The organism is Streptomyces sp. NBC_01335 (genome assembly GCF_035953295.1).
Lineage (GTDB): Bacteria > Actinomycetota > Actinomycetes > Streptomycetales > Streptomycetaceae > Streptomyces.
Map to the genome: position 1 here is coordinate 6,801,857 of NZ_CP108370.1, position 12,723 is coordinate 6,814,579.

General features: G+C 72.0%; 10 protein-coding genes. 6 read left to right on the forward strand and 4 right to left on the reverse strand.

Going from position 1 to position 12,723, the window contains the following annotated elements; translation table 11 throughout:
- Nucleotides 1–27: 27 nt before the first annotated feature.
- Nucleotides 28–870: an ammonia-dependent NAD(+) synthetase gene (gene nadE, locus OG599_RS29025; protein ID WP_327178919.1), complete on the reverse strand. Its 843-nt coding sequence runs from the start codon at nt 868–870 to the stop codon at nt 28–30.
- 160 nt (nt 871–1,030) lie between these two features.
- Complete coding sequence (locus OG599_RS29030; RefSeq protein WP_327178920.1) at nt 1,031–2,020, reverse strand: helix-turn-helix domain-containing protein; 990 nt, start codon at nt 2,018–2,020, stop codon at nt 1,031–1,033.
- A 482-nt stretch (nt 2,021–2,502) separates the two neighbouring features.
- On the opposite strand from OG599_RS29030, the gene OG599_RS29035 reads away from it, so the two are divergent.
- The 3 genes from OG599_RS29035 to OG599_RS29045 all read left to right on the forward strand — a co-directional run bounded on the left by OG599_RS29035 (nt 2,503) and on the right by OG599_RS29045 (nt 6,950).
- On the forward strand, nt 2,503–3,831 hold the full coding sequence (locus OG599_RS29035) for a hypothetical protein (RefSeq protein ID WP_327178921.1): 1,329 nt from the start codon (nt 2,503–2,505) through the stop codon (nt 3,829–3,831).
- 370 nt (nt 3,832–4,201) lie between these two features.
- Nucleotides 4,202–5,203 carry a TIGR03842 family LLM class F420-dependent oxidoreductase gene (locus OG599_RS29040; RefSeq protein WP_327178922.1) on the forward strand — a complete coding sequence of 334 codons (1,002 nt, stop codon included), beginning with the start codon at nt 4,202–4,204 and terminating at the stop codon, nt 5,201–5,203.
- Between the two features lie 145 nt (nt 5,204–5,348).
- Nucleotides 5,349–6,950 carry an NCS1 family nucleobase:cation symporter-1 gene (locus OG599_RS29045; RefSeq protein WP_327178923.1) on the forward strand — a complete coding sequence of 534 codons (1,602 nt, stop codon included), beginning with the start codon at nt 5,349–5,351 and terminating at the stop codon, nt 6,948–6,950.
- 363 nt (nt 6,951–7,313) lie between these two features.
- Here OG599_RS29045 and OG599_RS29050 read toward each other — a convergent pair whose 3' ends face one another.
- Nucleotides 7,314–8,114: an MFS transporter gene (locus OG599_RS29050; RefSeq protein WP_327178924.1), complete on the reverse strand. Its 801-nt coding sequence runs from the start codon at nt 8,112–8,114 to the stop codon at nt 7,314–7,316.
- Here OG599_RS29050 and OG599_RS29055 point away from each other — a divergent pair.
- Nucleotides 8,113–8,265: a hypothetical protein gene (locus OG599_RS29055; RefSeq protein WP_327178925.1), complete on the forward strand. Its 153-nt coding sequence runs from the start codon at nt 8,113–8,115 to the stop codon at nt 8,263–8,265. The two genes, OG599_RS29050 and OG599_RS29055, sit on opposite strands and share 2 nt — an antisense overlap.
- A gap of 269 nt (nt 8,266–8,534) precedes the next feature.
- The gene (locus OG599_RS29060; RefSeq protein WP_327178926.1) at nt 8,535–10,757 is read left to right on the forward strand and encodes an NADP-dependent isocitrate dehydrogenase; all 2,223 of its coding nucleotides are present in this window, start codon (nt 8,535–8,537) and stop codon (nt 10,755–10,757) included.
- A 75-nt stretch (nt 10,758–10,832) separates the two neighbouring features.
- On the opposite strand, the gene OG599_RS29065 is transcribed toward OG599_RS29060, so the two are convergent.
- Entirely contained in the window at nt 10,833–11,501 is a 669-nt protein-coding gene (locus OG599_RS29065) for a TetR/AcrR family transcriptional regulator (protein WP_327178927.1), read from the reverse strand.
- 163 nt (nt 11,502–11,664) lie between these two features.
- On the opposite strand from OG599_RS29065, the gene OG599_RS29070 reads away from it, so the two are divergent.
- On the forward strand, nt 11,665–12,693 hold the full coding sequence (locus tag OG599_RS29070; protein ID WP_327178928.1) for an LLM class flavin-dependent oxidoreductase: 1,029 nt from the start codon (nt 11,665–11,667) through the stop codon (nt 12,691–12,693).
- Nucleotides 12,694–12,723 lie beyond the last annotated feature (30 nt).

The following is a 12,723-nucleotide window of genomic DNA, read 5'->3' on the forward strand; positions in this document are numbered from 1 at the left end:
TCTTGCGCGGTCAGTGACCGCGGTCGGTCAGCTCTTCCACCAGTCGTCGAGCGGGGTGGCCGGGACGGTGCGCTTGTGGCGGGACGCCTGGTAGATCGACTCCAGCCTCGCCGCGACCCCGGGGGAGACCTCCGCGCCCTCCAGGTAGTCGTCGATCTCGGAGTACTTCAGGCCGAGCGCCACCTCGTCCGGCAGCGCGGGGCGGCCGTCCTCCAGGTCCGCCGTCGGCACCTTCTCCCAGGTGCTCTGCGGCGCGCCCAACTCTCGCAACAGGGCAGCACCCTGACGCTTGGTCAGGCCGGTGAGCGGGGTGAGGTCGACCCCTCCGTCGCCGTACTTGGTGAAGAAGCCGGTCACCGCCTCGGCCGCGTGGTCGGTGCCCACGACGAGCAGCCCGAGCTGCCCGGCGAGCGCGTACTGGATCACCATGCGCTCACGGGCCTTGACGTTGCCGCGTACGAAGTCCCGCAGCTCCGGCTCCCCGTCCGGCAGCTGGGCCAGCGCGACGGCGACCTCGCCGGCCACGGTGTCCGCGCCCGGCTTGACGTTCACCGCGACCGACCGGTCCGGGCGGATGAACTCCAGCGCGATCTGCGCGTCGTGCTCGTCGGCCTGCACGCCGTACGGCAGCCGCACCGCGAGGAAGGTGGCCTCGTGCCCCTCGGCCCGCAGCTCCTCGGCCGCGAGCTGGCACAACTTGCCGGTCAGTGTGCTGTCCTGCCCGCCGCTGATCCCGAGCACATAGCCCTTGGCCGGGGTCGACCGCAGGTAGTCCTTGAGGAAGTCGACCCGCTGCCGGATCTCCACCTTCGGTTCCACTGCCGTCCTGACGCCGAGGTCGGCGATAATCTGCTCCCTGAGGGTCACCATTCCCGTACTCTACTGGCCGCTTTGTTACAGGGAGAAGTCGGCACGGTCGGGCCGACCCGCATACCGCCCCGGTTGTTCCGCAGGTCACAGGGGTGGCGTCGCGGATCGGGCAGGGGTGCGGGGTGCTGTCCCGAGGCCGCCCGCGGAGGTTCAACCGGCCTCACCGCAGCGCCCCCTCCAGTACCGCCCGGCCGAGCGGGGTCCGGTGGTGGAGAACTCGTACCCCCTGGCGCTGGGAGAGGAGCAGCCCCGCCTCCCGAAGGACGGTGGCGTGCCTGCTGGCGGTCGACGGTGCGAGCCGGAGCGCCGCGGCGAGGTCCATGGTGGTCATCGGGCGGTCCAGTATCCGCAGCAGTTCGGCGCGCGAGGCGCCGATGAGCTGCGCCGCCGGGGCGTCGCCGTCGTGGTGCCGGCGTTCGAGCCAGCCGGGCGCGGGGAAAAGCGGGTGGACGAGGACCGGGGGCAGCTCCTCGTCCACGAGGGTGATCGGGGAGCGGACGCAGAAGAAGGCCGGGAGAAGGGTCAACGCTCTTCCCCGTAACGGGAGTTCGCGGTCGCGTGGGTACGGGGCGCGCAGCTCGCGGTCCCGGTAGCGCCACCCGGGCAGCTCGTCGTACCCGATGAGGAGACCCTCCGCGCCGTGGGTGAGGACGGCTTCGGCGCGGGCGGTCCGGTCGGCCGCCGCCTGCTCGCGGATGGCGTCGAGGTAGGGCGCGACGGCCACCCGGTGGTAGGCGCGCAGGGCGGAGGCGAGGTGGCGCAGGGCCCGCGGGGAGCCGTCGGCCAGAGGGTGTACGGCGGCCGGGACGGGGCGGCCGGAGTGCGCGTACAGCCGGGTGATTTCGGCGCGGAGGCGGTGCCGGGGGGTGGCGAGCAGCCGTTCGAGCCCGGTGTCGAGGTCGGCGTCCCCACGGCCGGGCGTCAGGAAGTCGGGGAAGTACGAGCGGTCCGGGCAGAGCCGGATCAGGGCGCGGGTCGCGGGGGCGAGCCCGGACCGCCGCAGGGCCTCGGCCACCTCGCGGCGCCACGCCCCGAACGCGAGGGGCGCCCGGCGGTTCTGGAGCAGATGGAGGCTCAGCGCCGTCTCCCAGAGCGGGTCCACGTCGGGGGCGAGACGCAGCCGGGCCAGCTCCTGGTGCGTGAACTCCACCCGTAGCACGGCGCACCCCCGGTGGTCACGGGCGTTCGTCGGCGCCCGCCCGGGCGGAACTCTACGCGCATTGCGAATCTGACGCATGCATGTCAGGGAATGCGGAAGATAACGGGGGCCCCGCCCTGGCGGCAAGGGTGCGAGGGCCTCCTTCGACCAGGAACGAATGGCTTGCGCGGTGCCCCGGGCCGCACCACCGTGGCGGTCACGTGTCACGTCGTCACCAGGCCGCCGGCAAGGTGCGCCCGGGCTCCGTCGGAGGCGCCGACCCGGGTCCCGGCCGGCCGGCTGTCCGGTCGCCGACGCCCGCGTCCGTCGTTCCCCGTCGTTCCCCGGAACGACCAGCACAACCGTTCCGGCACCACCAGCACAACCGTTCCGGCGCCACCCGCACCACCCGCACCAACGTTTCTGCACCACCCTCCCGGGCGTACCCACCGCCCGCGAGTCCTTCCCCGCCCCCACCGAGAAGGAGGCGCACCGTGCGCCGTGACTCCAGACCCCGCCCCGCCGCCCTGCCCGTGTCCGTACGCCGCGCACCGGGACCCCGCCGCCTCGCGTCCCTCGGCCGCCGGGGGCCCGCCGCCGCCGTCTCCCTGCTGGCCGTCGCCGCTCTCTCGCTCGCCGCAGGCCCCGCCGCCGCCCGCGACGCCGCCCCCGGGGACGCCCCGCTCGGGAGCGTCAGCTGGCGGGCGGACCTCTCCGCTCCCACCGGGGACGAGACCAACGTCAGCCGCGCCGACGGCATGTTGCGCCTCCGGGACCGGAACGTAGGGCCCGCCTCCGCGCGCTCCCCGCGCGGGCAGGGCGCGGTCCTCCTCCCCGTGCGCCGACTCGACCGCGCCGTCGACCGGATCACCCCGGACGTCGACGGCACCCTTCCCGCCGGATCGCAGGTGGTGGTCGACGTGCGCGGGCAGGACGGTCTCGGCCGCTGGACCGAATGGCGGGAGGCGAGCGAGGACGCCCCGGCCGTGCTGCCCCGGGCCGTCACCCGGGTGCAGGCCCGGATCGTGCTGGTCGCCGCCCCCGACGGTGCCGCGCCGAGTCTCCGCGCCCTGTCCCTGAGCGCCGAACTCGACCCCGACGCGCCCCGGTCCGTCACCGCGGCGGCGTCCGTCACGTCCACCGTGTACGCGACCCGCGAGGGGCTGGTGGGCGGCACCACGGCCAACGGGCACGTGATCGTCGCCAGTGACCACTTCGTGGCCCTGCCGTCCCGGCGCGGGCTCTCCCCGAAGGGCAGCACCCAGTACTCGGTCAAGGTCTGCGGCCCCGCCCGCTGCGAGACGGCCCCGGTGTGGGACGTGGGCCCGTGGAACACCAAGGACGACTACTGGAACCTCTCCTCCACCCGCGAGTCCTTCAAGGACCTGCCGCAGGGCAAGCCCGAGGCGCAGGCCGCCTACCTGGAGGGGTACAACGGCGGCCTGGACGGGTCCGGCCGCAAGGTGCTCAACCCGGCCGGCATCGACCTCGCCGACGGCACCTTCTACAACATCGGCCTCAACAACAACGGCTACGTCACCGTCGAGTACCTCTGGACCGGTGCCGGAGCCGCGACGAAGTCCTTCCCGACCTGGGGCACCGACGTCAACATCCGCCAGCAGGCCACCAGCACCTCCACCCGGGTCGCCCAGCTCGCGGGGCCCACGACCGTACGGGTGCAGTGCCAGGTGCACGGGCAGCTCGTCCAGTCCGGCGGTTACAGCAACGACGCCTGGTCCTACCTGCCGGACTACGGCGGATACATCTCCAACATCTTCATCGACAACGCCGCCGGCTGGCTCCCCGGCGTCCCGAACTGCTGAGGGCGCGCACCTGACGGGCCGGGAGAGCGGCGCATCCGACGCCGCTCTCCCGGCCCCCTCTTCCCAAGGTGCCGAAAGCGGTCCAGAATCATCGCTCCGCGACTCGCGTCCGAGGCGCCGTCGTACAGGGTTCGGCATGGTCCGATATGGAAGGATTCCGCCGGAGAACGTCACTCGTGGGCGGCGTGCCCGCAGTGCCGGACGCCGACGGAGACCCTCCCGCCCTGTGCGGCGGACTCGCCTTCCACGGGCGGAAGTTCACCGGCGAACCTCACCGGCGGAACTTCACCGGCGGATGTTCACCGGCCGGGGCGGCCGCGGCCGTCCGCCCCGCGCGCCACCCTTCGCGCACTGGACCAGGAGCAGCGACATGGACTTCGGACTCGTACTCCAGACCGACCCGCCCGCCTCGTCCGTCGTCGGCCTGATGCGCCGCGCCGAACGCAACGGATTCCGGTACGGCTGGACCTTCGACTCGGCGGTGCTCTGGCAGGAGCCCTTCGTCATCTACAGCCGCATCCTCGAACACACCGAGCGGCTGATCGTCGGCCCGATGGTCACCAACCCCGGCACCCGCACCTGGGAGGTCACCGCCTCCACCTTCGCCACCCTGAACGACATGTACGGCAACCGGACCGTCTGCGGCATCGGCCGGGGCGACTCCGCGATGCGGGTCGCGGGCCGCAGGCCCAACACGCTCGCCCGGATCGGCGAGGCCATCGACGTCATCCGCGACCTCGCCGAGGGGCGCGAGGCGTCCGTCGACGGGCAGCCGGTCCGCATCCCGTGGGTGAAGGACGGCAGGCTGCCGGTGTGGATGGCCGCGTACGGGCCCAAGGCGCTGGCCCTCGCCGGGCAGAAGGCCGACGGGTTCATCCTCCAGCTCGCGGACCCGTTCCTCACCGAGTGGATGATCAAGGCGGTACGGAAGGCCGCGGCGGACGCCGGCCGCGACCCGGACTCCGTCACCATCTGCGTCGCCGCCCCGGCCTACGTGGGCGACGACCTCGGCCACGCGCGCGAGCAGTGCCGCTGGTTCGGCGGCATGGTCGGCAACCACGTCGCCGACCTGGTCTCCCGGTACGGCGAGCACTCCGGCCTGGTGCCCGAGGCCCTCACCGCGTACATCGCCGGCCGCTCCGGCTACGACTACAGCCACCACGGCCGCAGCGGCAACCCGGACACCGCCTTCGTGCCGGACGAGATCGTCGACCGGTTCTGCCTGCTCGGCCCCGCCGAGGCGCACATCGAGAAGCTCCGGGCCCTGCGCGACCTCGGCGTCGACCAGTTCGCCGTCTACAACATGCACGACGCCCGCGAAGCCACCATCGACGCCTACGGATCGACGATCATCCCCGCCCTCGCCGGCTGACCCCGGCCGAGCCGCCCGTACACCCCCGGCACCCGCACCCGCACCCGCACCGGCTGTACGCACGTCCCGGGCCCGGCACCGAGGCCGGCCCGGGTCTCGGTCCCCGCCCCGCACGGCACCACACCCGAGCGAAGGGTTCAGCCGCATGACAGCGACCACCCCACCCACCCTACCCGTCGCGACACCGTCCGGCGGGACGCCCCCGGCCGATCCGGCCCCCGCGCAGCAGGTGCACCCGGACGGCAGGGTCGCCCTGTCCGACCCGTCCGCGGTGGAGCCCTCCCGGTTCGCCAACGCCGACCTGGTGCCGGTCCCGGTCGAACGCCGTACGTGGGGCACGTACAACTACCTCGCCCTCTGGGTAGGCATGGCGCACTGCATCCCGTCGTGGACGCTGGCCTCGGGGCTCGTCGCACTGGGGATGGACTGGAAGCAGGCGGTGCTGACGATCGCGCTGGCGAACGTGATCGTGCTGCTGCCGATGCTGCTGACCGGCCACGCCGGCACCAAGTACGGCATCCCCTTCCCGGTGTTCGCGAGGGCGGCGTTCGGGGTGCGCGGGGCGAACCTGCCGGCGATGGTGCGGGCGGCGGTGGCGTGCTGCTGGTTCGGTATCCAGACCTGGATCGGCGGTGAGGGCATCTATCTGCTGCTCGGCAAACTGCTCGGGGACGGCTGGCTGGACGCCGGCCGGATATCGGGCACGCCGTGGACGCAGTGGCTGTCGTTCGCGGTGTTCTGGCTGCTGGAGGTCGCCATCATCACCCGGGGCATGGAGACCCTGCGGAGGGTGGAGAACTGGGCGGCGCCCCTGGTGATCGTCGGCGCCCTGGTGCTGCTGGGCTTCATGGCCGCCGAGGCGGGCGGCTTCGGACCGCTCCTGGACCAGCCTTCCCGCCTGGGCTGGGGGAGCGGGTTCTGGAAGGTGTTCTTCCCCTCCCTGATGGGCATGATCGGCTTCTGGTCCACCCTGTCGCTGAACATCCCCGACTTCACGCGCTTCGGCGGCAGCCAGCGTGCTCAGGTCCGGGGCCAGGCACTGGGCCTGCCGACCACGATGACCCTGTTCGCGGTTCTCTCGGTGCTGGTCACCTCCGGCTCCCAGGCCGTCTACGGGGAGCCGATCTGGGACCCGATCGAGCTGAGCGCGAAGATGAGCAATACCGTCGGCGCCCTGTTCGCACTGCTGATCGTGATGGTGGCCACCGTGTCGGTCAACATCGCCGCCAACGTGGTCTCCCCCGCCTACGACCTGTCCAACCTGATGCCCCGTCAAGTCGGGTTCCGTACAGGCGCGTTGATCACCTGTGTGGTCGGGGTCCTGATCATGCCGTGGAAACTGGTCGCCGACCCGCACGTCTACATCTTCACCTGGCTGGGCTTCGTCGGCGGCCTGCTCGGCACGGTGGCCGGCATCCTCGTCGCCGACTACTGGATCGTGCGCCGCACCCGCCTGGAACTGAGGGAGTTGTACGAGCCCGGCGGCCGCTACTGGTACACGGGCGGCTGGAACTGGCGCGCGGTCACGGCGTTCGTGGTGGGCGGAGTCCTCGCCGTGGGCGGCTCGTACTCCACGCTCGACGCCGACGGCAAGAAGGCGGGCCCGTTCCCGGTCGACGGCCTGATCCCGTTCCTCAAGCCGCTGGCCGACTACGGATGGGCCGTCGGGCTCGGCGCGTCGATCGTGGTCCACCTCGCCCTGACGGCGGGCGTGCGGGAGAGGAAGACCGTCTCCAGCACCGTGTGAGGCGGTCGGTGAGACCCGGTGTGGCCCGGTGAAGCCCGGTGTGGCGCGGCGGGGCGCGGCCTGCGCCGGGCTTCACCGCGTTCGGCGAGGAGTCCCGGGCCCGGTGCAGGGCCTCGCGCTCAGTGGGAGGCCTCGCGCCGGCCGTGTACACGCAGGCCGCGGACGTGCTCCGCAGCGAGCTGGGCCCTGGAGCCGGGTCTGCGCCTGCGCGAGCTCCAGCGGGTGGTGCTGATCGCGGACACCCGGCAACGCGTGGTGCTGGCATCGGTGGCCCGAGCGTCGTTGGTCCGAGGAGCAACGCCGAAGCCGGCCCCGTGGCGTGCGCACGCCACGGGGCCGGCCGCTGTCACGCGCCGGTGGGGCTCAGCTCGCGCTCTCGGCCTGCTGGGGCTTGCCGGGCGCGGACGCCGGGGCCGCCTGCGCCTGCTTGCTCTTGTCCCGCAGGAACAGCGCCACCAGGAAAGCGACCACGAAGAACGGCAGGGCCCAGCGGAACATGCTCCGGGTGCCGCCGGCCACGGCGTCCACGTACGCGGTGCGGGCCGAATCGGAGAGTGACTCGATCGCGCTCGAACCCGCCCGGCCGCCGTGCTCGTGCACGGCGCGCAGCTCCTCGGCGGAGAGCTTGGAGTCGAGGGAGTCGGTCAGCCGGCTGGAGAACACGGCCGCGAAGAGCGCCGTACCGAACGAGCCGCCGACGGAGCGGAAGTACGTCAGCGTGCCGCTGGCCACGCCCATGTCCTTCAGCTCGACGCTGTTCTGGGTGATGACCATGACGTTCTGGAAAACCAGCCCCAGACCGAGACCGAAGACCACCATGTAGACCGAGGCGACGAGGCGGGAGGTGTCCACGTCCAGCATCGACAGCAGGAACGAGCCGACGCTCAGGAGTGCCCCGCCGGCCAGGAGGATCAGCCGGTGGCGGCTGGACTCGCTCATCAGCGGGCCGCTGTACATCGAAGCGACGAGCATGCCGCCGAGCACGGGCAGCAGCAGCAGACCGCTGCTGGTCGCGGAGAGATGCTGCACGCTCTGCTGGTAGACCGGCAGATAGGTGATGGTGCCGTAGAGAGCGATGCCGACGAGGAAGCCGAGCACCAGGCCGGCCACGAAGTTGCGGGAGCGGAACAGGTGCGGCGGCAGGATCGGCTGGGCGGCCGTCATGGCGAGCACCCTGATCGCGGCCCAGCGCACGGGCGATCCGCAGTTGCCCGGCAGAATGCTCGCGGTCTACTGCGACGGCCTGCGCGGCGCGGGCACCCTGGCGGCCGAGCGGTGGAGGCGGGCCGGTGACGGCCCGGCGCGCGGGGAGTGACGTGCGAAGCGGGGGTGCCGCACAGGGCCGGGATCGCCACGTGCCCGAGCGCCGGGAAATCTCCCGCCCGCACAGCTCGTCCCCCGCGGTGGGCTCCACCCGGCGGCTGGCGCCCGGTGGCGCGGACCGCCCGGGCCGCCCGGCCGCGACCGTTCGGCACAGGCCGGACACGGTGCGACCGCGCGGGTACGGGGTCCCTTGTGGAGACCGGACCGGTCACGAGATATCTTGATGTCAAGCAATGTTGCAGACGTGGAGCGGAGCACCCGGTGACTGACTCGACCATCATCTATACGCACACCGACGAGGCCCCTGCGCTGGCGACGTACTCGTTCCTGCCCGTCGTCGAGGCCTACGCCTCGACCGCTGGTGTCACGGTCGAGCGCCGCGACATCTCCCTCGCGGGCCGGATCATCGCCAGCTTCCCGGAGCACCTCACGGCCGACCAGCGTATCGATGACGCGCTTGCCGAGCTGGGCGAGCTGGCCAAGACGCCGGGCGCCAACATCATCAAGCTGCCGAACATCTCGGCCTCGATCCCGCAGCTCAAGGCCGCCGTGGCCGAGCTCCAGGCGCAGGGCTACGCCCTCCCGGACTACCCGGACGACCCGCAGACCGACGAGGACAAGGACGTCCGCGCCCGGTACGACAAGGTCAAGGGCAGCGCGGTCAACCCCGTCCTGCGCGAGGGCAACTCCGACCGCCGCGCCCCCGCGTCGGTCAAGAACTACGCCAAGGCCCACCCGCACCGCATGGGTGCCTGGACGGCCGGCTCGAAGACGAACGTCGCGACCATGGGCGTCGACGACTTCCGTTCCACCGAGAAGTCCGCCGTGATCGCCGAGGACGGCTCGCTCCGTATCGAGCTCGTCGGTGACGACGGCACCACCACCGTGCTGCGCGACTCCGTACCGGTCCTGGCCGGCGAGGTCGTCGACGCCGCCGTCATGCGCGTCGCCGCGCTGCGCGAGTTCTTCACCGCGCAGGTCGCCCGCGCCAAGTCCGAGGACGTCCTCTTCTCGGTGCACCTCAAGGCCACCATGATGAAGGTCTCCGACCCGATCATCTTCGGCCACGTGGTCCGTGCCTTCTTCCCGAACACCTTCGCCAAGTACGGCGACGTGCTCGCGGCGGCCGGCCTCACCCCGAACGACGGCCTCGGCGGCATCCTGAAGGGCCTGGACTCCCTGCCCGAGGGCGGCGCCGAGATCAAGGCCTCCTTCGAGGCCGAGCTCGCCGAGGGCCCGGCCCTCGCGATGGTCGACTCCGACAAGGGCATCACCAACCTGCACGTCCCCAGCGACGTCATCGTCGACGCCTCCATGCCGGCCATGATCCGCACCTCCGGCCACATGTGGGGCCCGGACGGCAACGAGGCCGACACCCTCGCCGTGCTGCCCGACAGCAGCTACGCCGGTGTCTACCAGGTCGTCATCGACGACTGCCGCGCCAACGGCGCCTACGACCCGTCGACCATGGGCTCCGTGCCGAACGTCGGTCTGATGGCGCAGAAGGCCGAGGAGTACGGCAGCCACGACAAGACCTTCGAGATCCCGGTCACCGGCACCGTCCGCGTGGTCGACACCAAGGGCGACGTCGTCCTGGAGCAGACCGTCGGCGCCGGCGACATCTTCCGCATGTGCCAGACCAAGGACCTGCCGATCCAGGACTGGGTCAAGCTGGCCGTCACCCGCGCCCGCGCCACCGGCGTCCCGGCCGTGTTCTGGCTGGACGAGACCCGCGCGCACGACGCCAACCTCATCGCCAAGGTGAAGACCTACCTCGCCGACCACGACACGGACGGCCTGGACATCTCCATCAAGTCGCCGGAGGAGGCCACCGCCTTCTCGCTGGAGCGCATCCGCCGCGGCGAGGACACCATCTCGGTGACGGGCAACGTCCTCCGCGACTACCTCACGGACCTCTTCCCGATCCTGGAGCTGGGCACCAGCGCCAAGATGCTGTCCGTGGTCCCGCTGATGAACGGCGGCGGCCTCTTCGAGACGGGCGCCGGCGGCTCCGCGCCGAAGCACGTGCAGCAGCTCGTCAAGGAGGACTACCTCCGCTGGGACAGCCTCGGTGAGTTCCTCGCCCTGGCCGTCAGCTTCGAGCACCTCGCCCAGACCACCGGCAACGCCCGCGCCCAGGTCCTCGCGGACACCCTGGACCGCGCCACCGGCACGTTCCTGAACGAGGACAAGTCCCCGAGCCGCAAGCTCGGCGGCATCGACAACCGCGGCAGCCACTTCTTCCTCTCCCTGTACTGGGCGCAGGAGCTGGCCGCGCAGACCGGCGACGCCCAGCTCGCCGAGGCGTTCGCGCCGCTGGCCAAGACCCTCACCGAGCAGGCGGACACCATCGTCGCCGAGCTGAACGCGGTGCAGGGCTCCCCGGTCGACATCGGCGGCTACTACCAGCCCGACCCGGAGAAGGCCGCCGCCGTCATGCGCCCCTCGACGACCTTCAACCAGGCGATCGCGACCCTCGCCTGATCCGGTCGCCCGGGTGAGTGCGCGCACCTCCGCCCGCACCGCCCACCGCACGTACGCCTCCGCCCCGGCCAGGGGTCACCCGGCCGGGGCGGAGGCGTGTCCGGGACCGTGCGGTCCGGAAGGCCCCGGCGGCCGTGCCGGACGGGCCAGCCACTCCGGCAGGACGCGGAGGAGGATCCGGGCGAGCGCGACCGGATCACGTGGTGGCGCGGTCTCCAGCCATGTCTGGAGCACGCCGATGATGCCGAACCCCAGGAAGCGGCTGTACGCGGTGAGCGCCGGCTCGTCCCACGCCGGACCGGTCGGCACCAGCGAGGGCCGGGCGTCGAGCAGCGAGACGACCGACGCGGTGAAGTGGCGACTCAGCAGGCGGGTGAGTACGGGGCTCCGCCCGTCGAGCAGCCCGGTGGTGAAAATGTCCTCGTACCGCTCGAACCAGTCGAGGAAGTCCCACGCGACCTCCTCCCACACCCGGTCGAAGGGCAGGGAACGGTCCGCGGCGTTCTCGGCGAGCTTGCGGCGCATGGCGTCGAGATCGCCGACGAGCGCCTGCTCCAAGGCGTCCGCGGGGCTGCTCGCATGGTTGTAGAAGGTCGTGCGGTTGAGTCCCGCGGTACGGGTCACGTCCGCGACCGACACCGACTCGATGGGCTGCTCGGCGGCCAGCAGCAGAACGGCCTCCCGCAGCTTGCGCCTGCTGCGCAGGACCCGGACATCGGCCATGTCCACCTTCGGGCGAATCATGCCCTGCAACGTACCCCGCCACCCGCGGCGACCCACACCCGTCGTTCAGCGGGCGGGGGAGCGATCCCGCAACACTCCCGCCATCTTTCGCCCTGCCCCGCCTGCCAGAATGGGCACGGCTCGACCGCCCGGCAGGAAGCCGCGAACGACGACGGAGGAACGCGTGCCGCCCACCTCGAAACCGCTGCGCAAGCTCGGGTTCCTCACGATCGGCCTGTTCGACGGCGCGGACCCGCGCCCCGGCCACGAGTCGACCCTGCGCATCATCGAGCTGGGCGAGCGACTCGGCTTCGACAGCGCCTGGGTGAGGCAGCGTCACCTCCAGTACGGCATCTCCTCCCCGATGGCCGTCCTGGCCGCGGCCACCCAGCGCACCAGCCGCATCCACCTCGGTACCGCCGTCATCCCGCTCGGCTGGGAGAACCCGCTCCGCCTCGCCGAGGACCTGGCGACCGTGGACGTCCTCTCGGGAGGCCGTCTGGAACCGGGCGTCAGTGTGGGGCCGCCGATGCACTTCGGCCGGGTCAAGGACGCCCTCTACCCGGACACGGCCGCCGACGAGGACTTCAGCCACGACCGGGTACGCCGGCTCCTCGACTTCGTACGCGGCGAACGGGTCACCGCCTTCAGCGGCACCGAGGGGATCGAGGTGTTCTCCGACCGCGTCGAACCCCACGCCCCGGGCCTCCGCGACCGCATGTGGTACGGCGCCGGCAGCCTCCGGTCCGCCCGGTGGGCCGGTGAGAACGGGATGAACCTGCTGACGAGCAGCGTGGTGAAGGCGGAAGACGCCGGTCCGTCACCGGACTTCGCCGAGATCCAGCTGTCCCACATCCGGACCTTCCGCGCCCACCACCCCGACGGCGACCGGGCCCGCGTCTCCCAGGGGCTCGTGGTCATCCCCACCGACTCCGCGACCCCCGCGCAACGCTCCACGTACGAGGAGTACGCCCGGAGCCGGGCACCGCGCACCACCGCCCCGCAGGGACCGGCGCGCATGATGTTCGCCCCCGACCTCGTGGGCACCTCGGAGCAGCTCGCCGAACAGCTCCACGCCCACGCCGCGTTCCGGGAGGTCGACGAGGTCGCGTTCGCCCTGCCGTTCAGCTTCGAGCACGAGGACTACGTCCAGATCCTCCACGACATCGCCACCCTCCTCGGGCCCGCACTGGGGTGGAAGCCGGCGGGGTGAGGCGTGGCGGGTGACGCTCCGCGGCCGCCC